Origin of the sequence: Algibacter sp. (genome assembly GCF_049667265.1) — a bacterium.
Taxonomy (GTDB): Bacteria; Bacteroidota; Bacteroidia; order Flavobacteriales; family Flavobacteriaceae; genus Algibacter_B.
In genome coordinates this window covers 1-24,262 of record NZ_JBATHX010000397.1, presented here as the reverse complement: position 1 = coordinate 24,262, position 24,262 = coordinate 1, and the positions used below count along the sequence as shown (strand labels likewise).

Genomic DNA, 24,262 nt, shown 5'->3' with positions numbered 1-24,262 from the left:
AAAACGAATACAAATTTAGGCTTTAAGCCAACAGCATAAAAAGAATGGAAGTATTAAAAATAGCAACAGCAGGAAGTGTAGATGATGGAAAAAGTACGTTAATAGGACGTATTCTTTACGATACTAAATCTTTAACTACAGATAAGTTAAAAGCGATTGAAGATAAAAGCGAACAACTTGGATATGATTATTTAGATTTTTCATTAGCCACAGATGGTTTAATGGCTGAAAGAGAACAAGGAATCACCATTGATGTAGCACATATTTATTTTTCAACTAAAAAGAAAAGTTACATCATCGCAGATACTCCTGGTCACATTGAATATACCCGTAACATGGTTACAGGAGCTTCAACATCACAGGCTTCTATCATTTTAATTGATGCTAGAAAAGGTGTGATTGAGCAAACTAATCGTCATTTCTTTATCAATAATTTATTGAGAATTAAAGATGTTGTAGTAGCCATTAATAAAATGGATTTAGTTGACTATTCTGAGGAAATATATAATAAAATCAAAGCTGATTTTTCTGAATTGATGAGCAAAAGAGATTATCAAGATCAAAAAATCACTTTCATTCCAGTAAGTGCTTTAAAAGGTGATAATGTTGTAAATAAATCTAACGAAATGCCTTGGTACAAAGGTGAGGCTTTATTGGAGCATTTAGAGCAATTAGATAAAGCGGATATTTATAATGTTGGGACCCCACGTTTCCCAGTCCAATATGTAATTCGTCCAAAAACTGAAGATTTTCATGATTATAGAGGATATGCAGGAAAAGTATATGGTGGCGATTTAAGTGTTGGTGACGATATTATTGTGTTACCATCAAAAACAAGATCTAAGATTAAGGATATTTATTTCTATGATGAAAAGTATGAAACGGCTTCAAGACGTTCATCAGTTACCATCACTTTAGAAAACGATATTAATGTAAGTCGTGGTGATATGATTGTTAAGGAAAACGATTTACCAACTATCGATAAACAATTTACAGCCAATGTATGTTGGATGGATTCAGATCAATTAACACCAGGTGGAAAGTATATTGTGCAGCATGGTATTAATAAAGTATTGGCTAAGGTTGATAGAATCAATCATAAAATCAATCCAGATTACTCTGGCTTTGAAAAGAATGTAACAGGTTTAAATATCAATGATATAGCTTCAGTAACATTCAAATTAAACAAACCAATTTTTTTCGATCAGTTTAAAAATCATAGAACCAATGGGTCTTTCATTATAATTGATCTACAATCAAATAACACGGTTGGTGCTGGTTTTATTCAGTAATAGTATAATTTAAAAAATTCTTTTCTTAATTAAGAAAAAGTCAGGTATAGCATGCAAAGTTTTGAAACAGAAATAGAAAATCCGATAGTCCAGAAAGACATTATAGAATTAGCCAATAAAATTGAGCTTTTTCATAATGGTAAAATTGACGAAGAAAAATTTAGAAGTCTGCGTTTAGCACGTGGTGTTTATGGTCAGCGTCAAGAAGGCGTTCAAATGATTCGTATTAAGGTGCCTTACGGAAAGTTAAAAAGTAATCAATTACGCAGAATTGCTGCGGTTTCCGATGAGTATTCTCGCGGGCGATTACACATTACTACCCGTCAAGATATTCAAATTCACTATGTGGATTTAGATAGAACTCCAGAGCTTTGGGCTGAATTGGAAAAAGATGAGGTTACAGTTCGTGAAGCTTGTGGTAACGTTGTTAGAAATGTTACGGCTTCTGAAACAGCAGGAATCGATGTAAACGAACCTTTTGATGTGTCGCCTTATGCAGACGCGTTGTATAAATTCTTTTTACGTAATCCAATTTGTCAAGAAATGGGTCGTAAATTCAAAGTATCGTTCTCGTCTACAGATGAAGATACCGGATTATCATATTTACACGATATAGGATACATTGCAAAAATAAAAAATGGGGTTCGCGGTTTTAAAGTCTTAGTTGGAGGTGGATTAGGTTCGCAACCTCGTCATGCAGATGTGTTATATGATTTTATCGAAACCGATAAGATTATTCCAATTATGGAAGGAGTTTTAAGAGTTTTTGATCGTTTTGGTGAGCGTAAAAGCAGAGCTAAAGCAAGAATGAAATTTTTATTAAAAGATATAGAGTTGGATGCTTTTAAAGAATTAATAGCTGAAGAACAAAAAGCGATTGAGTTTAAAACTGTAGCTATTGATGCCAATGCTTATGTGGCTTCAAAACCAGTTTCGGTTGAAAAACCAAAAGTAGAAATTAAAGACCAAGAAGCTTTCAATTTATGGAAGTCTACCAACATTATTCCTCAAAAACAGGAAGGTTATGTAGCTATCGGAATTAAAGTTTTACTTGGTGATTTTTATACTGATAAAGCACGATTATTAGCAGATTTAGTTGATAAATATGGTGCTGGCGAAGTGCGTTTAACATTACGTCAAAACATCGTTATACCTTTTGTTAAGGAAGATTTAGTGCCGTTTTTCTATCAAGAATTAGAGAAATTAGGATTTGTTGAAGCTGGTTATAATAAAGCCGTTGATATTACAGCATGTCCAGGTACAGATACTTGTAACTTAGGTATAGCAAGTAGTACAGGGATTTCTGTGGAATTGGAGCGTATGCTTAAAGCAGAATATCCGCAGTATTTAAAAAACCAAGATCTTGTTATTAAAATTAGTGGTTGTATGAATGCTTGCGGACAACACAATATGGCAAATATTGGTTTCCAAGGGATGACCGTTCGTACTCCAGAAAAATTAGTTGCTCCAGCGTTACAAGTATTATTAGGTGGTGGAAATTTAGGTGATGGAAATGCCCTTTTTGCTGATAAAGTAGTAAAAGTGCCAAGTAAAAGAGGGCCAGAAGCATTACGCCGAATTTTAAACGATTTTGAAGCAAATGCTAATGGAAAACCGTTTGTAGATTATTATAAAGTAACTGGGGATCGTTATTTTTATGACTTATTAAACGATTTACAAGACGTTACAAATTTAACTCAAGAAGATTTTATTGATTGGGGAGAAGAAGAAAAATATGTAAAAGAAATAGGTATTGGCGAATGTGCAGGTGTTGTAATCGATTTGATTGCTACGTTGTTTTTAGAAAGTGAAGAGAAAATTGATAATGCTAAAGAATCATTTGAAAACAAAGTGTATTCTAGTGCTATTTATTATGCTTACCAATCTTTAGTTAATTCCGCGAAAGCGTTATTATTAGCTGAAAACCAGAAAACAAATACCCATGCAGGAATTATAAGTTCGTTTGATACATTATTTGTTGAAAGTGGAATTATAGATTTAGGGACTTCTTTCTCTGAATTGATATATCAAATTAATAAATTTGCACCAACTGCAGATTTTGCGTCAAAATATATTGAGAATGCAAATCAATTTTTAGGTAAAGTTAGAACTTATAGAGAAGGGCAAACGCAACTAAAAAAGAAAGCGGTTTAAAACATAAAAATGAGTTTAAAAACCCCAAAATTAACCGTTGTAGGCGGAGGTCCTGGCGATGAAGAGCTAATCACATTAAAAGCGATTAAAGCTATTGAATCTGCAGACGTGATACTGTATGATGCACTTATTAACGAGTCGCTACTTAAATATGCTTCCGAAGATGCGGAGCTTATTTTTGTGGGGAAACGAAAAGGGTGTTATGCATTTCAGCAAGAACAAATCAACGAACTTATTGTAACTAAAGCCAAAGAAAAAGGGCATGTAGTGAGATTAAAAGGAGGCGATCCATTTGTTTTTGGACGCGGTGCTGAGGAGATTGATTATGTTAGAGGTTTTGGTTTGGAAACCTATGTTGTACCAGGGATTTCGTCAGCATTGGCGGTTCCTGCGTATCAAGGAATACCTTTGACAAAACGCGGCATATCGGAAAGCTTTTGGGTAGTTACGGCAACCACTAAAGACCATGCCTTATCAGCAGATGTGGAACTAGCAGCAAAATCCACAGCAACTATTGTCATTTTAATGGGTATGCATAAACTAGCTGATATTGTTAAAGTATTTTATGCTGAAAACAAAAGAAATGTTCCAGTAGCTATTATTCAAAATGGAACGCGCAATAACGAAAATGTAGGTATAGGAACCATTAGAAACATTCAGCAAGTTGTAAAGGAAAAAGAACTAGCATCACCAGCAATTATTGTCATTGGTGAAGTTGTAAAGCATCGTGCCATTTTAGATTCGATAAAGCAAGAAGTTGAAAAGGAATAAATTATGGAAAGAAATAATTTATATCCTATTTTTTTAAAAGCCAAAAGTCTCAAAATTTTGATTGTTGGTGGCGGAAATGTAGCTGAAGAGAAATTAACATTCTTGTTAAAATCTAGTCCAGATGCTTGTGTAACAATGGTTTCGCCAATGTTTCGAGAAGGTACTGTATCTTTGGCTAAGAAAGGCAATGTGACATTAATTGAAAATAAATACAAAAAAAAGTATTTAAAAGGAAAGCATATAGTAGTTGCAACGACCGATGTTCCTAAAGTGAATATCAAAGTTCATAAACATTGCAGAAAAAGAAGCATTTTAGTAAATGTTGCTGATAATCCGCCATATTGCGATTTTTATATGGGAGGCATCGTAACAAAAGGAAATGTAAAAGTAGCGATAAGTACAAATGGAAAATCGCCAACAACAGCTAAACGTTTACGTCAGTTTTTTGAGGATGTCATTCCAGAAAATGTAGACGATTTGGTGAAGAATTTAAACGAATATAGAAAAACAATAAAAGGTGATTTCGAAGAAAAGGTGGAAACACTAAACGAATTCACAAAAGGATTAATTGAAAAAAAGAGTCATAGTAATGATTAAAACAGATATACTTATCATAGGCGCGGGGCCAACTGGATTATTCACGGTATTTGAAGCAGGTTTATTAAAACTTAAATGCCATTTAATCGATGCATTGCCACAACCAGGCGGACAATGTTCAGAGATTTATCCAAAGAAACCTATTTATGATATTCCTGGTTTTCCAGAAATTTTAGCTGGAGATTTAACTAGAAATTTATTAGAACAAGGGAAGCAGTTTGAACCAGGATTTACACTCGGTGAACGTGCTGAAACTATTGAGAAGCAAGATGATGGTTCGTTTATTGTAACAACCAATAAAGGAACGAAACACCATGCACCAATAGTAGCAATTGCTGGTGGTTTAGGATCGTTTGAACCTAGGAAACCGGGTATTGATGGCATTACAGATTATGAAGATAACGGAGTCGAGTATATAATTAAAGACCCAGAATTTTACAGAAACAAGAAAGTTGTGATTTCTGGAGGGGGAGATTCTGCTTTAGATTGGAGTATCTTTTTAGCTGATGTAGCTTCAGAAGTCACGTTGATTCATAGAAGAAATGAATTCAGAGGCGCTTTAGATTCGGTTGAAAAAGTTGGAGAATTAACAAATCTTGGTAAAATCAATTTAATTACACCTGCCGAAGTTACTGGACTACATGGTGAAGGTAAAATTGAAGCTGTTACAATAACATCGAAAGAAGGAGAAGAAACACTTTTAGAAACCGATCACTTTATTCCATTATTTGGTTTGTCACCAAAATTAGGCCCGATAGGAAACTGGGGATTAGAGATCGAAAAAAACGCTATTAAAGTTGATAATTCGCTAAATTATCAAACAAACATTCCGGGAATTTTTGCTATTGGAGATGTTAATACCTATCCAGAGAAATTGAAATTAATTTTATGTGGTTTCCATGAGGCAACACTAATGGTTCAAGCCGCCTATAGAATTATTAACCCAGGAAAAAGATTAGTATTAAAATACACAACAGTTAGTGGTATTGATGGTTTTGATGGAAGTCGAAAAGAAGCTCCTAAAGCTGTAGTTCAAGCTATTAATTAATATAATTGACCATTTTTAGGTCACAAATAAATATATAATTTACAATCCTGCATGGTTTTTAATACCTTGCAGGATTCTATATTTAAAATATGAAAAGTTATAACGTTTGCCTTAAAGACACCGCAAAAACATTTACTAAAAGGTTGTTTTACTCCTTGTTTGATTGTGTCCAAGAAGAGGAACATGGGGATTATTTAGAAACCACATTTATTGAAATTGTTTCTAAATTAGAAATAGAAAATGGAAAAGAAATTTGGGAAACTTTTAAAACCCAGCTTCCTGAAATTAGAAAAAAACTAGATTTAGACGCTATTGCTTTTGAAAGTAATGACCCAGCATCGCATAGTTTAGCTGAAATTTATTTGGCTTATCCGGGGTTTTATGCCATTTCAATTTACAGATTAAGTCATGCGCTTTATAAACTAGGTGTTTATATTTTACCACGTATGATGAGCGAGTATATTCACGGTATTACTGGAGTTGATATTCATCCTGGAGCAACTATTGGTGAGTCGTTTTACATCGACCATGGAACGGGAATTGTAATTGGTGAAACGTCCATTATTGGTAAAAACGTTAAGATTTATCAAGGGGTAACATTAGGAGGTATTTCAGTATCCAAAAGTTTAGCTTCTACAAAAAGACACCCTACAATTGAAGATAATGTTTGTATATATGCTAATGCTACTATTTTAGGAGGAGATATTGTTATTGGTTCAAATAGCGTTATTGGAGCGAATGTTTGGATTACACAATCAGTTCCTGAAAATTCATTAGTTACTTATCAAACGGAAATAAAAATCAGACCTAGAAAAAATGGAATTCAAGAATAGTATAATTGGTCAAATAGGCAATACGCCTTTAGTTGAAGCAACACATCTTATTTCAAAAAAGGGCGTGCGATTGTTTTTAAAGTTGGAAGGAAACAACCCAGGAGGAAGTGTCAAAGACAGGCCAGCTTTTAACATGATTAATGAGGCTTTAAAACGAGGCGACATTAAAAAAGGCAGCACCTTGGTGGAAGCAACTAGCGGAAATACAGGGATTGCTTTAGCATTTATTTCGAAGCTTTTGGGGTTAAAAATGGTGCTAATTATGCCTGAAAACTCTACCGAAGAACGTGTTAAAACCATGCGTGCTTATGGCGCTGAGGTGATTTTAACGCCTGCGGATGTTGGGATTGAAGGTTCACGAGATTTAGCTTTTAAATTGAGAGATGAAAAAGGTTATACTTTATTAAATCAGTTTGAAAATCCAGATAACTGGAAAGCTCATTATAAAACAACTGGCCCTGAAATTTGGGAAGCAACCAAAGGTGAAATAACGCATTTTGTTTCCGCTATGGGAACAACAGGGACTATTACAGGGGTTTCAACCTATCTTAAAGAAAAGAATAAAAACATTACAATTGTAGGAGCACAACCTGCTGATGGAGCAAGAATTCCAGGAATTAGAAAATGGTCGCCAGATTACGTGCCTAAGTTTTTCGACCCTAAAAAAGTTGATATTGTTGTTGATGTTACAGAAGAAGATGCCAAAATAACAACTATTAATTTAGCTAAAGAAGAAGGTGTTTTTGCAGGCATGAGTAGTGGTGGTTCTGTGTTTTGTGCATTAACAATTGCAGAACAAATATCAGAAGGTATTATTGTGGCGATTATTTGTGATAGAGGCGATAGGTATTTATCCTCTACTTTGTTTGAATAACAAGAATATAGTTACTATTTTTGCCCGAGTTCATTTACGTATTAATGTTATCAAGAAAGGTAGAGGGATTAGACCTGTTGAAGCCTTGGCAACCCTTTAGCTTTTAAAGAAGGTGCTAAATTCTACTAATATTAAGTATTAGAAAGATAACGAAAAGTGAGTCTTTAACTTTTCTTGATGACATGCAGATAAAAAATATCAAATGTCAAGTATACAACAAGCATTAAAAAAACGAATTTTAGTTTTAGATGGCGCCATGGGCACCATGCTACAGGCATATAAATTCACGGAAGAAGATTTCAGAGGCGAACGCTTTAAAGATTACCCAACGCCTTTGCAGGGTAATAACGACTTGTTATCTATTACCCAGCCAGAAGCGATCAAAACTATTCACGGAAAATATTTTGAAGCAGGAGCAGATATTGTTGAAACTAATACGTTTTCAGGGACTACAATTGCCATGGCTGATTACCAAATGGAAGATTTGGTGTATGAGTTAAATTTTCAGTCTGCTAAAATAGCTAAGGAAGTTGCTGATGAATTTACAGCGAAAGAGCCACATAAACCGCGTTTTGTAGCAGGTTCCATTGGGCCAACAAACAGAACGGCAAGTATGTCGCCCGACGTAAATGACCCAGGATACAGAGCAGTTACTTTTGATGAATTACGAATTGCCTACAAACAACAAGTTGAAGCTTTAGTTGATGGCGGTGTAGATTTATTATTAGTCGAAACCGTTTTTGATACACTAAATGCAAAAGCTGCATTATTTGCTATTGAAGAAGTAAAAGACGAAAGAGGAATAGAAATCCCAACGATGTTAAGTGGAACTATTACAGATGCATCTGGAAGAACGCTGTCCGGTCAAACGGCTGAAGCTTTTTTAATTTCTGTTTCGCATATTCCGTTATTATCGGTTGGTTTTAATTGTGCTTTAGGCGCCAATTTATTGCAGCCACATTTAGAAGCTATTGCAAGTAAAACGGATTTTGCAGTTTCGGCGCATCCAAATGCAGGATTACCAAATGCTTTTGGAGAATATGATGAAACCCCAGAGGAAATGGGTGAGCAAATTGAAGAATATTTAAAGAAGAATTTGATAAATATTATTGGTGGCTGTTGTGGAACATCACCAGAGCATATTAAGGTGATTGCAAATATTGCCGCAAAGTATAAACCAAGAGAATTTGTTATTCCTGCGGAGGCAGGAATCTCATAATATGGAGGTATGATTTTAGAAGTTGCCACATTAAACATTAACAAAGGACTTTCAGCAGAATTTGAAGTTAGTTTCAAAAAAGCAGAACGTATCATTTCATCAATGAATGGCTATATATCGCATCAATTAAAAAAGTGTATCGAGCAAGACGATAAATATATATTATTAGTGAATTGGGAAACGATTGAAGATCATGAAATTGGATTTCGTAAGTCAGAAGAATACCAAGAATGGAAAGGATTATTACATCATTATTACGAACCATTTCCAACAGTTGAGCATTATAAATAATGAAAATAAAACAAAGTAAATACATGAAATTGTCTGGTTTAGAACCTTTGGTTTTGAACGAAAACAGCAATTTTATAAATGTTGGAGAACGTACTAATGTTGCGGGTTCTCGAAAATTTCTTCGATTAATTAAAGAGGAAAAATTTGATGAAGCTTTAGATATAGCACGTCATCAAGTAGATGGTGGAGCGCAAATTATCGATATTAACTTTGATGACGGATTGATTGATGGTAAAGAGTCGATGATTCGTTTTTTAAACTTAATAGCTGCCGAACCAGATATTTGTCGCGTGCCCATTATGATTGATAGCTCGAAATGGGAAATCATTGAGGCTGGATTAAAAGTGGTACAAGGAAAATGTGTGGTAAATTCTATTTCGCTTAAAGAAGGTGAAGAGAAATTTATTTGGGAAGCCAAGCAAATAAAACGCTACGGAGCTGCAGTAATTGTTATGGCTTTTGATGAAGTTGGTCAAGCCGATAATTACGAAAGACGTATTGAAATAGCGAAACGTTCGTATGACGTTTTGGTTAACAAAGTTGGTTTTCCGTCTGAAGATATTATTTTTGATTTAAATATATTTCCTGTAGCGACAGGAATGGATGAGCACCGCAAAAATGCCATCGATTTTATTGAAGCTACGCGCTGGGTTCGTAAAAATTTAGAAAATGTTTCTGTAAGTGGAGGCGTTAGTAACGTGTCGTTTTCTTTTAGAGGGAACGATGGTGTTCGTGAGGCGATGCATTCTGTGTTTTTATATCATGCCATACAGGCTGGAATGAACATGGGTATTGTAAATCCTGCACTTTTAGAAATATATGATGATATTCCGAAAGATTTATTAGAGCATGTTGAAGATGTTATTCTCGACAGAAGAGAAGATGCCACCGAGCGTTTACTAGATTTTGCTGAAACTGTAAAAGGCTCGAAAGTTGAAAAGGGGTTAGATTTATCTTGGCGAGAAAATCCGTTACAAGATAGAATTACACACGCTTTAGTAAAAGGTATTGATGCCTTTATTCTTGAAGATATTGAACAGGCAAGACAAGAAGCTGATAAGCCTATTGAAGTTATTGAAGGTCATTTAATGATTGGAATGAATGTAGTTGGCGATTTGTTTGGTGCTGGAAAAATGTTTTTACCGCAAGTAGTGAAATCTGCTCGTGTAATGAAAAAGGCTGTTGGTTATTTAAACCCATTTATTGAAGCTGAAAAAGGCGATAAACAAGAACCTGTTGGCAAAATATTAATGGCAACCGTAAAAGGTGATGTTCACGATATTGGTAAAAATATTGTAAGTGTTGTTTTGGCTTGTAATAATTATGAAATAATTGATTTAGGGGTTATGGTACCACCTGAAAAAATTATTGAAACCGCTATTAGAGAACGTGTTGATGCCATTGGATTGTCTGGATTAATTACACCATCGCTTGATGAAATGGTGTATTTAGCAAAAGAAATGCAACGTCAGAATTTTGAATTGCCTTTGTTAATTGGTGGTGCAACAACATCAAAAGCGCATACGGCAGTTAAGATTGATACGCAGTATAAAAATGCGGTAGTTCATGTGAATGATGCATCAAGAGCAGTAACTGTTGTTGGTGATTTATTGAATAAGAAATCATCGCATCAATATGTTTCTAATTTAAAGGCTGATTATGATGAATTTCGAACTAAGTTTTTAAAACGTGGCAAAGAGAAATCATATATTTCGATTGAAGAAGCTAGAAATAGAAAATATAAAATTGATTGGGAAACTTCTGAAATAGTAAAACCTAAAGAATTAGGTATTCAGATTTTAAAACAATTGAGTTTAAAAGAATTAGTGCCATTTATAGATTGGAGTCCGTTTTTTAGAAGTTGGGATTTACATGGTAAATTCCCTGATATTTTAACTGATAAAGTTGTCGGTGAACAAGCCACAACAATGTATGAAGAAGCGCAGGAATTGATTCAAGAGATTATTGCAAAACAACTCTTAAAACCTAAAGCGGTTTTCGGATTGTTTGAAGCAAACGCTATAAATGATGATGATATATCTGTTCAAAAAAAAGGAAAGGAAATTGCGGTTTTTAGAACGTTGCGTCAGCAATTAAGTAAAAGAGAAGGGATTCCTAATCATGCGTTAGCAGATTTTGTTGCACCAAAAGAATCTAGTAAAACAGATTATATGGGCGCTTTTTGTGTAGGTATTTTTGGAGCACAAGAATTGGCAGAAAGTTATAGAGCCAAGGAAGATGATTATAATGCTATAATGGTTCAAGCCATTGCCGATCGATTCGCAGAGGCTTTCGCAGAATATTTACATAAACAAGTTAGAACAAAACATTGGGGTTATGCTGCCAATGAAGTTCTATCTAACGACGATTTAATAAAAGAAAGTTACAAAGGAATTCGTCCAGCGCCAGGGTACCCTGCATGTCCAGATCATTTAGAAAAGGAAACCATTTGGGAATTGTTAGAGGTAGAAAAACTAATAGGAGTAAAATTAACCGAAAGTTTAGCCATGTGGCCAGCAGCTGCAGTATCTGGTTATTATTTTGGAAACCCTGAGGCTAAATATTTTGGTTTGGGTAAAATTACAGACGACCAAGTTGCAGATTATGCAACCAGAAAAGGTATAACAAAAGAGAAAGCCAGAAAGTGGTTACACCCAACATTAGCGGAAGAATAACTATGAAATTTATAGAATTAACATTAGGGAGTTATATGATATCGCACGGATATGATAAAAAAAATGTTGAAGTTTTACAACATGTGCATTCAGATATGTTTTCGAAGAAATTGGTGGCTATTTCTAGAATTAAATCGGTTAGTGAAAAGTATATTTTAACGGACTATGTTGATGGAAGATGGATATATTGGGAGTATGAAGAGGATTTTGAAGATGTGAAAAGCACTTTGGAAAGCCCGCGTTAGGGATTGAAGAGGAAAGCCCACAGCCCGACGATAGGAGGTGCGAGGACTTGTAACGTAAAGCCCGACCCTTGTGGTAACGCCCAAAAAAATGAAAAATAGCTAAAAGAAATTATTCGTGTATTCATGGCTATGAAAATTAATATATTAACTAATAAATCGTCCCCTTTGGGGATTTAGGGGAATGAAAGTAACAGACCATATAAAAAACGCTAACGGAAAAACTTTGTTTTCGTTTGAGGTTATACCACCTAAAAAGGGAAAAAATATTCAAGATTTATACAATAATATAGACCCGTTAATGGAGTTTAAACCGCCGTTTATTGATGTAACAACTTCGCGCGAGGAGTATGTGTATATTGATAAAGGGAATGGGCTTTTGGATAAACGAATGACGCGCATGCGCCCAGGAACTGTTGGGATTTGTGCTTCTATAATGCATAAATATAAAGTGGATGCTATTCCGCATTTGTTGTGTGGTGGTTTTACAAAAGAAGAGACAGAATACGTGTTGGTGGATTGTCATTATTTAGGATTGGATAATGTGATGGCGTTACGTGGTGACTCGATGAAGGAGGAATCGTATTTTACTCCTTGTGAGGGCGGACATGCTTATGCGAGTGAATTGGTAGCCCAAATAGCAACTTTGAATAGAGGTAAATATTTGCATGATGATGTGGTTGTTGAAAGTAACTCTGATTTCTGTATTGGCGTAGCTGGGTATCCTGAAAAACACATGGAAGCTCCATCTTTAAAAACCGATTTGAAACGTCTTAAAGAAAAAGTTGATGCTGGTGCGGATTATGTGGTAACCCAGATGTTTTTTGATAATAATAAGTATTTCGAGTTTGTAAAACATGCAAGAGCTATGGGTATTGATGTGCCAATAATTCCTGGAATTAAGCCAATTGCTGTAAAGCGTCATTTACAATTATTGCCACAAGTGTTTAAGATTGATTTGCCACAGGATTTAATTGATGCGGTTGAAGGTTGTAAGGATAATAAAGATGTAAGACAAGTAGGTGTGGAGTTTGCAATTCAGCAATCTAAAGAATTGAGAGCTGCCGGTGTGCCCGTGTTGCATTACTATTCTATGGGTAAAAGTGATAACGTAAAGGCTATTGCCGAGGCGTTATTTTAAATAATCTAGTGTGTTTGACTAACTGAGAAATCACTACATGAAACTTTTTTACACTTATGTGTTATGCTTTGTCTGTGCAATTACCTTTGCTCAAGATAAGACGCATACATCATATTTTGATGTGAATTATTTTCGAGGTAACATTGCGCTTCATAACAACGAAATTCTTCATTTAATTACAGGGCATCCAGATGGTGTTATTTTAAGTTGGAATAAAAAAACATACGGTTTTCAAGAATGGGAGCAGCGTTTTAATTATCCAGATTTTGGCGCGTCTTTTGTGTTTCAAGATATGAAGAATCCTGTTTTAGGGAATAATTATTCGCTTTATGCACATTATAACTTTTACTTTTTTAATAGGAATGTAATGTTCCGAATTGGACAAGGCATGTCGCATAATACGAACCCATACCATAGAGAAACTAATTTTAAAAACGTGGCGTTCGGTTCTAAATTTGGGAGCAGTACTTATGTGATGCTAAACTATAAAAAGGAGCGTATTTTTGATAGGTTTGGTTTGCAGAGTGGATTTTCATTGATTCATTATTCAAATGCGAATGTGAAATCGCCTAACAATGGAACAAATTCTATAACCTTTAATGTAGGTTTAACTTACAGTTTAGATAATCAAGATTTAGAATATCAACAGACTATAAATAAAAAGGAAGACCAAGCTTTTTCTGAACCAATAAAATATAATTTAGCCTTTAGATCGGGTATTAACGAAAGTGATATTTTTGGAAGCGGGCAATTTGCTATGTATGTTGTTTCTGCCTATGCTGATAAACGGATTAATAAATCGAGTGCGTTGCAAATAGGTACCGATGTATTTTTTTCTAATTTTTTAAAAGAATTTATTTATTATAGAAGTGTTGCATTTCCTGAAGATGGGCTTACAGGAAATGAAGACCATAAACGGGTTGGTGTTTTTGCGGGTCATGAATTGTTTATAAACAAAACATCCTTAATCACCCAATTGGGTTACTACGTGTATTATCCTTTTGATTTTGAAGGAAGAATATATACAAGGCTTGGTTTGAAACGTTACTTTGGTAAAAAATGGTTTGGTACTTTATCACTTAAATCTCATGGTGCAAAAGCTGAAGGTGTTGAATTTGGATTAGGCGTGCGATTATGAAAAAGTTGTTTTACATATTAATTTTGAGTTTAATTATCGCTTGCGATAAGGAAGATGCTGGTGATTGTTTTCAAAAAACAGGAAACATTATAGAAAAGGAAGTTACGGTTGCCAGTTTTGACAAAATATTGGTGAATCGTGACATTGAGTTGATTATTAAAGAAGGTGCGACCCAAAGTCTGATTATTGAAACAGGACAAAATTTAATGAATGATGTTATAGCCGAAGTTGTAGATGGAAGATTAACCCTAACTGACAATAACACATGTAATTATGTTAGAGATTACGGTGTTACAAAAGTGTATATAATCTCGCCAAATATTACTGAAATAAGAAGTTCTACGCAATATTCTGTTAGTTCGGATGGTGTTTTAAACTATCCTACTTTAACTGTATTGTCTGAAGATTTTGGTGCTCCTGATACTTTTAATATTGGCGATTTTAGGTTGCAAATTGATAACGATAACTTTATAGCCGTATTTAATAATCTATCAGTTTGTTACGTTTCAGGAGAAACAAATAATTTGAATGTAACATTTGCATCAGGAACTTCGCGGTTTGAAGGCCGAGATTTAATAGCTCAAATAGTTACTGTTTCAAATAGAGGATCAAATGATATGATTGTAAACCCCCAACAAGAAATTAAAGGCAAAATATCAGGAATTGGAGATGTGATTTCAGTAAACACACCTCCAATTGTTAATGTTGAAGAAGTTTACAGAGGGCGATTAATTTTTGAATAAACCTACCGACTGTTTGGCTATTTCTAACTCTTCATTAGTTGGGATAACAAGCACTTTTACTTTTGATGCATCTGTACTTATTACCGTTAATTTATCTGGTCTTACTTGATTTTTTTCAGCGTCCAATGTTATTCCTAAAAAGTCCATGTCTTCACAAACACGTCGTCTCATTTCAGGAGAGTTTTCACCTATTCCAGCGGTAAAAACTATAGCATCTAAACCATTTAAAACGGCAGCATAACTTCCAATATATTTCTTAATTCGGTAGGCATTCATTTGTAATGCTAACTGACAGTTTTTATTTCCTTTTTCAGCTTCAGATTGGATATCTCGTAAATCACTATAACCTGTTAAACCTAACATACCGCTTTTCTTCTGTAGAAGCGTATTTATTTTTTCAAGTGAATAATCAAATTTATCGGCTAAATAAAATATTATAGACTGGTCAATATCGCCAGAACGCGTTCCCATTATAAGTCCGTTTATAGGTGAAAAACCAAGCGAATGGTCTATACTTTTTCCGTCTTTAACGGCCGTCATACTGCAGCCATTTCCTAGGTGAATGGTAATAATGTTTGAATGTTTTTTTTCTAAAAACTCAATGGCTTTTTCCGAAACGAATTTATGACTTGTACCATGAAAACCATACAACCGAATATAGTGTTTATCTAAATATTCATTCGGGATGGCATATTTATAAGCATATTCTGGAATTGATTGATGAAATGCTGTATCAAAAACAGCAACTTGTTTGGCCTTTGGAAATATAGCTTCGGCAACCTCAATCCCTTCCAAATTTGCTGGGTTATGAAGCGGAGCTAAACTTGAAAGTTCTCTAATTTTGTTTTTTACAGCAGGAGTAATTTCTGTAGTTGCTGTGAAATGTTGACCTCCATGAACCACACGATGTCCCACGATATGAATAGCATTAGTAGATTTGATAATGCCAGTTTCCTTATTTAACAACTGTTTAGATAGTAACTCTAATCCAACTTTATGGTTTGGGATGGGTTGAACAACTTCAATACTGTCTTTATCGGTTTTGAATTTGAAAATGGCGTCCTCTAATCCAATCCGCTCAATTAAACCAGAACATAAGATGGTTTTTTTTGGCATTGAAAACAATTGAAATTTTAATGAAGAACTTCCTGAATTTAAAACTAATACTTGCATATATTAAAGGTCTTGAGCTTGAATGGCGGTTATAATTACGGTACTATAAATATCGTCGGCAGTACAGCCTCTACTTAAATCGTTAACAGGTTTGTTTAACCCTTGTAACATTGGGCCAATGGCTAAGGCTCCAGTTTCTCTTTGCACAGCTTTATAGGTGTTGTTTCCTGTGTTTAAATCAGGGAAAATTAAAACACTTGCTTGTCCAGCAACTTCAGAATCTGGCAATTTACTTTTTCCGATTCGCATATCAACAGCAGCATCGTATTGAATAGGGCCTTCAATTTTTAAATTTGGATCCAATGCTTTTGCAATTTCGGTTGCTTTTCTAACTTTATCTACTTCTTCACCTTTACCAGATGCACCAGAAGAGTAAGATAACATAGCTACTTTAGGTTCTACACCAAAATCTCTCGCAGTTTTTGCAGAAGAGATAGCGATTTCAGCCAATTGTTCTGCATTAGGGTTTGGGTTAATGGCACAATCACCAAAAATGGAAACACGATCTTCTAAACACATAAAGAATACAGAAGATACAATATTAACACCAGGTTTTGTTTTTATAAATTGCAATGCTGGACGTAACGTGTGTGCTGTTGTGTGAACCGCGCCGGAAACCATCCCATCAGCATGCCCTTTGTAAATCATCATGGTCGCAAAATATGACACATCAGACATGGCATCGCGAGCCATATCTAAATTTACATTTTTATGTTTTCTTAGTTCATAAAACGTATTTACATAATCTTTAAAGTGAGGTGATTTTTGTGGTGAAACAATATTTACATCTTCAATATTTAAAGGAATGTCATTTTTCGTTAAAATTTCTTGTATTTTATCTTCTTCACCAATCAAGGTTAAATCAACAACACGAGCATCAATTAATCTTGCAGCAGCACGTAAAACACGTTCATCGTAGCCTTCTGGAAGCACAATATGTTTTTTGTCTTTTAAAGCACGTTGCAGCAAATTATATTGAAACATTCTTGGGGTAAAAATATCAGATTTAAAAGTTACTAAATCTTCAGATAGTTTTTTGGTAGCCACATGTTTTTCGAATGTTGCTATTGAAGTTTCAATTTTTTCGGTGTTTTCAGCATAGATTTTTGATTTTATTTTTCCGATGCTATTAGTTACGTGATAAGTACCTTCCTTAACACTAATTATTGGTACAACGCTTGAAAGTCCTTCTATTAATTTTAAAATAGGTTCTTCAGGAATTAAACCTCCCGTTAAAATAATACCAGAAATTTTTGGATAATTTTTTGAAATATTTGCTTGAAGCGCTCCTAAAATGATATCCGCCCTGTCGCCAGGAGTAATCACTAAAGCATTTTCCTTTAAGTGGGTTAGGTAGTTACGTAATTGCATGGCGCCAACACTAAAGTTTTCAGATTGATTGTTAATCATATCTTCGCCAACAAGAATAGCGCCGTCAAGATACTTTGTGATTTCTTTAATAGTTGGGCTTGCTAAACTTTTAATTTTAGGAATTACTGAAATATCTGTGCCACTATTTATGCGTTCTTTTAAAAGAGATTTTAAGTTGGCAACATCACCCGGGTTTATTTTGTTTGTCATTATAGAAAGCACATCCACTTCTTCCTTAAAAGTATCATGTGCTAACTGAACATTATCTACTATTTCAGCCATTGATTTTCCATCACCTTGAGAAACGATAATAGCCGGAATTCCTAAATTTTTGGAAATAAGAAGGTTGATGTCTAATTCTAAACTTGAATTTTCATGCGAAAAATCGGTACCTTCTACTAAAACAAAATCGAACCGCTCTTCAAGATATTTATACCTTTTTATTATTTCGTCAATTACATGGCCAGACTTTCCTTTGTTGTATAAATCTAGAACCTGACTTCTGGTGAAAGCGAAGGTTTTTTTATAATTGATATCTATTTCAAAATAAGAAATCACGGTATTAATGTGATTATCCATTTCTCCTCCTTTGGTGTCTTCAATTATAGGTCTAAAATAACCTACTTTAGCTGTTTTACCTAATAGCATACGCATTAAACCAAGTACTACTACAGATTTGCCGCTATTTGGTTCAATAGTTGCAACATAAATTCCTTTGCTCATTATATCTGTTTATTAGTGAAAATACTTTAAAAATCAATAGTGAATATGAGTATTTAGCACGTTTAGATTACTATTTGTTTGGAGACAAAATTACCTTATGATTTATTAAGTAAAGATGATTTTTGTCATAAACACAAAATTGGTTAACCAATTTTGGTAAAAATAAATGTTTTTTGTTGAATTTGTTAAATTACGAAGAAGAAATATTTTCCTTAATAAACCAATTAAGTAGTTAATTCTCTAAAAAGACCTTCTAAACTTGTGTTCTTTTGATTAAGCTGAAGTATTTTTAATTGATTATCATGAGCAAAATCAAATACATAAGAACGCATGTCTTCCGATGTTTTAAATTTGATTTCATAAACAAAATCATACGTGTTGACTACTTTTTCGACTTTTGGAAGTTTTAATAAAAAAGCATCCTCAACGCGATAATCAAACTCTACAATAACAATTTGTTCTTTCTCGTTTCTAAGATCTTTAAGTTTTTTATCAGCAACAATTTCTCCTTTATTTATAATGATGACACGGTCGCACATAGCTTCAACCTCTTGCATAATATGAGTTGATAGAAATACCGTTTTAGTTTTTCCTATAGATTTTATAAGATTTCTAATATCGACTAATTGATTCGGATCCAATCCTGTTGTAGGTTCATCTAAAATTAAGACTTCTGGGTCATGCAATAAGGCATTTGCTAAACCCACACGCTGTCGGTATCCTTTTGAGAGTTGTCCAATTTTTTTATGGGATTCAGGCGTCAGTCCAGTAAGTTCAATAACCTCATTAATACGTTGTTTGCTAACACCATAAATACTGGCATTGAATGCTAAATATTCTTTTATATACTGATCTAAATAAAGTGGATTATGTTCAGGAAGATAACCAACACTTTTCTGAACGTCTTTAGTATTATCAGTTACGTCAAAGCCATTTACTTTAATTTGCCCTTCATTTGCATGTATGTAAGTGGTTAAAATTTTCATCATAGTTGATTTTCCGGCACCATTTGGCCCTAAAAAACCAACAATTTCAGGTTTATCAATTTTAAAAGACACCTTATTTAAGGCCATTTGGTTGCCGTAAATTTTTGATACCACTTCAACTTCAATAGACATAATTAAAATAATTTGTTCAAAAATAAATTATTAACTAATGTAAAGGTAGTTTTACTATAAAATCTTTAAAACTTTTCAGAAAAATAAAAAAAAGGTTTTATTGTATTTTGATTTCTTAAAATAATAATTACTTTAGCCACTCAATTATGACAATGACAACAGGTTATACATATTTTAGCAACTGGTTTTATTTCTTTTTTAGCAAAAAGAACGAGGCGTTGTATGTATAATTTATATAAATAAATTAAAATATGAGTCTCGATGAAAATCGAGACTTTTTTTTGTTTAACCATTAACATTTTTGAATTAAAGATTAAATTTTGATAAAAACAGTAGCCATACAAGGAGTAATTGGGTCTTTTCACCATATAGTATCACAGGAATTTTTTAATAAACCTGTGGGTGTTATTGAGTGCATGACCTTTGATAGAGTTGTAGATTCTTTAATAACTGAAGAATGCGATGCTGCTATAATGGCTTTAGAGAATTCTATTGCGGGTTCTATAATTCCAAATTATGCATTAATTGATAAGTATAATTTACATATTGTAGGTGAACATTATTTGGATATTCAGCATAATTTAATGGCATTGCCAAATCAGAAAATAGAAGAGATTAAGGAAGTGTATTCGCATCCAATGGCTTTATTGCAATGTAAGGAGTTTTTCAAATTGCATCCGCATATTAAATTAGTTGAAGATAAAGATACGGCCGAAGTTGCACAACGAATTCAAGCCCAAAAATTAGCAGGAATTGGCGCTATTGCTAGTGTAAAAGCTGCTGAAATTTTTGAATTAGATATTTTGGCACCTAGCATACAAACTATAAAACATAATGAAACTCGTTTTGTAGTTGTAAAACGTACCAATTCTGAAGTACCAGAAAATGAAATAAATAAAGCGTCGGTTAAATTTGAAGCGAACCATAAACGCGGTAGTTTAGCAACCATTTTGAATGTGATGAGTGATTGTAAGTTGAATTTAACAAAAATTCAATCGTTACCAATTGTTGAAACACCTTGGAAATATGCCTTTTTTGTTGATGTTACTTTTGAAAGCTATTTAGATTTTAAAAAAGCAAAATCAGTTATTGATATTATGGGAGATGCTTTTAAAGTATTAGGAGAATATAAAAATGCGAAGTTATGATTGAGGCTGCTAATAGATTACAAACCGTTGAGGAATACTACTTTTCTAAAAAATTAAGAGAAGTGAATTTGCTTATAGCAAGTGGGAAGCCAATTATTAATTTAGGTATTGGTAGCCCAGATATGCAACCTCCAAAAAAGGTGCTATCGGCTATTTCTGCAAGTTTTGAGAACCCTGTTGCTCATAAATATCAGAGTTATCAAGGGCTTCCTGAGCTTAGAGAGGCTATTGCGCGGTTTTATAAAGATCAGTTTTCTGTAAACTTAAGTCCGGGTACCGAAATTTTACCTTTAATGGGAAGTAAGGAAGGCATTATGCATATTTCGATGGCTTACTTAAATGAAGGCGATGAAGTTTTAATTCCGAATCCTGGATACCCAACTTACCAATCGGTAACAAATTTAGTAGGCGCAAAAGGGTTGCTTTACGAATTGGATGAAGCTAATAATTGGATGCCAGATTTTAAGGCTTTAAATAAATTAGATTTAAGTAAAGTAAAGCTGATGTGGGTAAATTACCCGAATATGCCAACAGGAGCAAAACCTAGTAAATATGTTTTTGAAGAATTAGTTGCTTTTGGGAAGCGTCATAATATTTTAATTGTAAATGATAATCCATATAGTTTCATTTTAAACGACGAGCCAAGAAGTATTTTAAGCGTTGAAGGCGCAAAAGATGTGTGTTTAGAATTGAATTCTTTAAGCAAAACCTTTAATATGGCAGGATGGCGCGTAGGTATGGTTATGGGAGCTAACGAGCATATTAACAATATTTTGAAAGTAAAAAGTAATATGGATTCTGGTATGTTTTATGGCATACAAAAAGGCGCTATTGAAGCTTTAAAGTGTTCAAACATGTGGTTTGCTACATTGAATAATGTGTATAGAGAACGCAGAAATTTAGTATGGCAATTGGCCGATGCGCTAAATTGTACTTACGATAAAGAAGCAACAGGACTTTTTGTTTGGGCAAAATTACCAGCATATTTAAAGTCTGAAGAATTTATAGATTTAGTGTTAAAAGAGAACCATATTTTTATAACACCAGGAACCATTTTTGGATCGCAAGGAGAAGGTTATATTAGGTTTTCTTTATGTGCATCAACTGAAGTTTTGGAAGAAGCTATAGCACGCGTTAAATAATATGAAAAATATATACTGCATAGGAGTCGGTTTAATAGGAGGTAGTCTTGCTATTGATATCAAAAAGAATAATCCGGATGTGATTATTCATGGTATTAGTAGAAAAGATGCTACCCTTAATACGGCTTTGGAGTTAGGTTTAATTGACAAGAAAGCAACTTTAGATGATTTAGGAAATGCCGATTTAGTAATAGTTTCTATTCCGGTGGATGCTACGGTAAAATTATTACCAACTATTTTAGATAACATATCTGATACTGGTTTGGTAGTTGATGCAGGCTCAACTAAAGAAGCCATTTGTAAGGCTGTTGAAAACCACCCGAAACGACGAAATTTTTTAGCCATGCATCCTATTGCGGGAACAGAACATTCTGGGCCAACAGCAGCTATTGAAGGGTTGTTTATAGGGAAAACGAATATTGTTTGCGAGGTTGAAAAAACAACTTTTAAATTGCAAGAAAAGGCGTTAAAGTTGTTTACAGATATTGGGATGCGGATTCGTTATATGAACCCGAAAGACCATGATAAACATATTGCTTATGTGTCGCATTTATCGCATATAAGTTCGTTTATGTTAGGAAAAACGGTAATTGATAAAGAACGAAATGAACGCGATATTTTTGATATGGCTGGTAGTGGATTTGCATCAACAGTACGTTTGGCTAAAAGTTCGCCAGAAATGTGGACGCCTATTTTTAAACAGAATAAGGCTAATGTTGTGGAAACTTTAGAGGAATACATTAACAATTTAACGCATTTTAAAGAGTTAATGAAAAACGATAACTTTGACGCGATTTTTGACGAGATGAAAAACACCAATCATATTAAGGATATTTTGAATGGTATTATTTGAAAAGGATGACCGATAACGGTTGGCAGGAGTTGGATTATGAAAGTTTGCTGAATAGATTTTGACTGCGAACTGAAGACTGAAGACTGACCCGCGTTAGGGATTGAAGTGGAAAGCCCACAGCCCGACGAAGGAGGTGCGAGGACTTGCAACGTAAAGCCCGACCCTTGTGGTAACGCCCAAAAAAAGATAATTAAGTAGTAAAAAAATAAATTGTAAACGAATAGCTTAAGGAGCTAAATATTAAGTAAAAATGGAAAACACAAAAAAAATGAGAACCTGGTTAGATGATTTAAATTTAAATCATCCGTTAGTAATTGCAGGTCCGTGTAGCGCAGAAACTGAGGAGCAAGTATTGAGAATTGCTCATGAATTGAAAGATACTGATGTAAGTTATTTTAGAGCAGGAATTTGGAAACCAAGAACGAGACCAGGAAATTTTGAAGGTGTTGGTGCGTTAGGTTTAAAATGGTTACAAAAGGTTAAGGCTGAGACTGGAATGAAAGTTTGTACTGAGGTTGCTAATGCGGCTCATGTAAAATTAGCTTTAGAGCATGATATTGATTTGCTATGGATTGGTGCACGTTCTACAGTTTCTCCGTTTATTATGCAGGAGATTGCTGATGCTTTGAAAGGTACTGATAAGCCAGTTTTAATTAAAAACCCGGTGAACCCAGATTTAGCTTTATGGCTAGGTGGTATTGAAAGAATTTATAGTTCTGGTGTAAAAAATATTGGAGCAATTCATAGAGGTTTTTCAACGTATGCAAAAACTAAATACCGTAATACTCCAGAATGGCAATTGGCTATTGAGTTTCAAAATAAATATCCAGATATTCCATTAATTAATGATCCTTCTCATATTACAGGAAAAAGAGATATGATTATGGAAGTGTCGCAAGAGGCATTGGATTTAAATTTTGATGGGTTAATGATTGAAACACATTACGACCCAGATAATGCTTGGAGTGATGCTGCTCAACAAGTAACCCCTGAAACTTTAGTTCAAATTATGAAAGATCTGAAAATTAGAAAAGAAGGTAGTAGCGAGGAGGATTATAACAAAACTTTAAACAATTTAAGAGCTCAAATTGATGTTGTTGATAATCAAATTATAGAGTTATTGGGTAAGCGTATGCAAGCTGCTGATGGTATTGGAGCACTTAAGAAAACTAAAAATGTAGCTGTTTTGCAAAATAAAAGATGGAATGAGATTTTAGGAAAAATGGTTCTTGAAGGTGAGCAACACGGTTTAAGTGAAGAGTTTATTTTAAGAATGTTTAAAGCGGTTCATCAAGAATCTATTAATCATCAAGAGAAAATTATAAACGGATAATATTCGAATTAGCACAAAAAAAGCCTCGCAATTGCGAGGCTTTTTTTGTATTTAAAAGTTGTTTTATTGTATTGAAAAATCAAATACCGATTGGTTTTCTCGTCCTTGAGGAACTTGTCCTTGATAAATAAAGCAATATTCTCCTGGTTCTAAAGGATCTGGAGTTACTTTAAACTTGTTACCTTCAATTTCTTCAATTGAAAAATTAAGTGCATATTTTGGGTCTATACCACTACTGCTTGAAACCCAGCTCGTTTTTCCTGTAATAACCTCTCTTAAATTCTTTCTGTCTTTTACTGTTAGTTTTACCAAAACAAATTCGTTTGGCGAACTTGCCATTCTAAACCACCAGTTAAAAATACCTGCATCACCACCTTGAAGAT

22 protein-coding genes and 1 riboswitch are annotated in these 24,262 nt (G+C 34.0%); of the genes, 18 read left to right on the top strand and 4 right to left on the bottom strand.

Annotated features, from left to right (window positions below):
• The first annotated feature begins 44 nt into the window (after window positions 1-44).
• From WBN21_RS13815 to WBN21_RS13750, 14 genes are all read left to right on the top strand, one after another.
• The gene (locus WBN21_RS13815; protein ID WP_424201248.1) at window positions 45-1,292 is read left to right on the top strand and encodes a sulfate adenylyltransferase subunit 1; all 1,248 of its coding nucleotides are present in this window, start codon (window positions 45-47) and stop codon (window positions 1,290-1,292) included.
• A gap of 51 nt (window positions 1,293-1,343) precedes the next feature.
• A complete protein-coding gene (locus tag WBN21_RS13810) occupies window positions 1,344-3,446 on the top strand; it encodes a HEPN domain-containing protein (protein WP_424201246.1) in 2,103 nt (700 codons plus the stop codon).
• A 9-nt stretch (window positions 3,447-3,455) separates the two neighbouring features.
• Window positions 3,456-4,217, top strand: a complete 762-nt coding sequence (gene cobA, locus WBN21_RS13805; protein ID WP_424201245.1) for a uroporphyrinogen-III C-methyltransferase — start codon at window positions 3,456-3,458, stop codon at window positions 4,215-4,217.
• A gap of 3 nt (window positions 4,218-4,220) precedes the next feature.
• Window positions 4,221-4,814 (top strand): precorrin-2 dehydrogenase/sirohydrochlorin ferrochelatase family protein, encoded by a 594-nt coding sequence (locus WBN21_RS13800; RefSeq protein WP_424201243.1) that lies wholly within the window; start codon window positions 4,221-4,223, stop codon window positions 4,812-4,814.
• Complete coding sequence (locus tag WBN21_RS13795; RefSeq protein WP_424201241.1) at window positions 4,807-5,862, top strand: NAD(P)/FAD-dependent oxidoreductase; 1,056 nt, start codon at window positions 4,807-4,809, stop codon at window positions 5,860-5,862. The genes WBN21_RS13800 and WBN21_RS13795 overlap by 8 nt, the downstream gene beginning before the upstream one ends.
• Window positions 5,863-5,951: 89 nt before the next feature.
• Complete coding sequence (epsC, locus tag WBN21_RS13790; RefSeq protein ID WP_424201239.1) at window positions 5,952-6,695, top strand: serine O-acetyltransferase EpsC; 744 nt, start codon at window positions 5,952-5,954, stop codon at window positions 6,693-6,695.
• Window positions 6,679-7,569, top strand: coding sequence for a cysteine synthase CysM (gene cysM, locus WBN21_RS13785; protein WP_424201237.1), 891 nt, complete (start codon window positions 6,679-6,681; stop codon window positions 7,567-7,569). Before epsC ends, cysM begins: the two co-directional genes overlap by 17 nt.
• A gap of 44 nt (window positions 7,570-7,613) precedes the next feature.
• Window positions 7,614-7,722: riboswitch (SAM riboswitch) on the top strand.
• 49 nt (window positions 7,723-7,771) lie between these two features.
• Window positions 7,772-8,788 (top strand): homocysteine S-methyltransferase family protein, encoded by a 1,017-nt coding sequence (locus tag WBN21_RS13780; protein ID WP_424201235.1) that lies wholly within the window; start codon window positions 7,772-7,774, stop codon window positions 8,786-8,788.
• 9 nt (window positions 8,789-8,797) lie between these two features.
• Entirely contained in the window at window positions 8,798-9,079 is a 282-nt protein-coding gene (locus WBN21_RS13775; protein ID WP_424201233.1) for an antibiotic biosynthesis monooxygenase family protein, read from the top strand.
• On the top strand, window positions 9,079-11,754 hold the full coding sequence (metH, locus tag WBN21_RS13770) for a methionine synthase (protein ID WP_424201231.1): 2,676 nt from the start codon (window positions 9,079-9,081) through the stop codon (window positions 11,752-11,754). Before WBN21_RS13775 ends, metH begins: the two co-directional genes overlap by 1 nt.
• Window positions 11,755-11,756: 2 nt before the next feature.
• Window positions 11,757-11,999: a hypothetical protein gene (locus WBN21_RS13765; protein ID WP_424201229.1), complete on the top strand. Its 243-nt coding sequence runs from the start codon at window positions 11,757-11,759 to the stop codon at window positions 11,997-11,999.
• A 181-nt stretch (window positions 12,000-12,180) separates the two neighbouring features.
• Window positions 12,181-13,137, top strand: coding sequence for a methylenetetrahydrofolate reductase [NAD(P)H] (gene metF, locus WBN21_RS13760; RefSeq protein WP_424201227.1), 957 nt, complete (start codon window positions 12,181-12,183; stop codon window positions 13,135-13,137).
• 37 nt (window positions 13,138-13,174) lie between these two features.
• A complete protein-coding gene (locus WBN21_RS13755; RefSeq protein ID WP_424201225.1) occupies window positions 13,175-14,275 on the top strand; it encodes an acyloxyacyl hydrolase in 1,101 nt (366 codons plus the stop codon).
• A gap of 23 nt (window positions 14,276-14,298) precedes the next feature.
• Window positions 14,299-15,018 carry a head GIN domain-containing protein gene (locus WBN21_RS13750; RefSeq protein ID WP_424201223.1) on the top strand — a complete coding sequence of 240 codons (720 nt, stop codon included), beginning with the start codon at window positions 14,299-14,301 and terminating at the stop codon, window positions 15,016-15,018.
• Here WBN21_RS13750 and WBN21_RS13745 read toward each other — a convergent pair.
• From WBN21_RS13745 to gldA, 3 genes are all read right to left on the bottom strand, one after another.
• Complete coding sequence (locus WBN21_RS13745; RefSeq protein ID WP_424201221.1) at window positions 15,004-16,191, bottom strand: acetate/propionate family kinase; 1,188 nt, start codon at window positions 16,189-16,191, stop codon at window positions 15,004-15,006. The genes WBN21_RS13750 and WBN21_RS13745 overlap by 15 nt on opposite strands.
• A gap of 3 nt (window positions 16,192-16,194) precedes the next feature.
• Entirely contained in the window at window positions 16,195-18,285 is a 2,091-nt protein-coding gene (gene pta, locus WBN21_RS13740) for a phosphate acetyltransferase (protein WP_424201219.1), read from the bottom strand.
• A gap of 224 nt (window positions 18,286-18,509) precedes the next feature.
• A complete protein-coding gene (gene gldA / locus WBN21_RS13735) occupies window positions 18,510-19,403 on the bottom strand; it encodes a gliding motility-associated ABC transporter ATP-binding subunit GldA (protein WP_424201217.1) in 894 nt (297 codons plus the stop codon).
• A gap of 320 nt (window positions 19,404-19,723) precedes the next feature.
• Between gldA and WBN21_RS13730 the strand changes: the two genes are divergently transcribed.
• The 4 genes from WBN21_RS13730 to WBN21_RS13715 all read left to right on the top strand — a co-directional run bounded on the left by WBN21_RS13730 (window position 19,724) and on the right by WBN21_RS13715 (window position 23,879).
• Window positions 19,724-20,551, top strand: a complete 828-nt coding sequence (locus WBN21_RS13730; protein ID WP_424201215.1) for a prephenate dehydratase — start codon at window positions 19,724-19,726, stop codon at window positions 20,549-20,551.
• Complete coding sequence (locus WBN21_RS13725; RefSeq protein WP_424201213.1) at window positions 20,548-21,693, top strand: pyridoxal phosphate-dependent aminotransferase; 1,146 nt, start codon at window positions 20,548-20,550, stop codon at window positions 21,691-21,693. The genes WBN21_RS13730 and WBN21_RS13725 overlap by 4 nt, the downstream gene beginning before the upstream one ends.
• A 1-nt stretch (window position 21,694) precedes the next feature.
• Window positions 21,695-22,546: a prephenate dehydrogenase gene (locus WBN21_RS13720; protein WP_424201211.1), complete on the top strand. Its 852-nt coding sequence runs from the start codon at window positions 21,695-21,697 to the stop codon at window positions 22,544-22,546.
• Window positions 22,547-22,796: 250 nt separating this feature from the next.
• Window positions 22,797-23,879 (top strand): chorismate mutase, encoded by a 1,083-nt coding sequence (locus tag WBN21_RS13715; protein WP_424201209.1) that lies wholly within the window; start codon window positions 22,797-22,799, stop codon window positions 23,877-23,879.
• A 63-nt stretch (window positions 23,880-23,942) separates the two neighbouring features.
• Here WBN21_RS13715 and WBN21_RS13710 read toward each other — a convergent pair.
• On the bottom strand, window positions 23,943-24,262 hold a 320-nt coding region (locus WBN21_RS13710), incomplete at its 5' end, for a hypothetical protein (protein ID WP_424201207.1).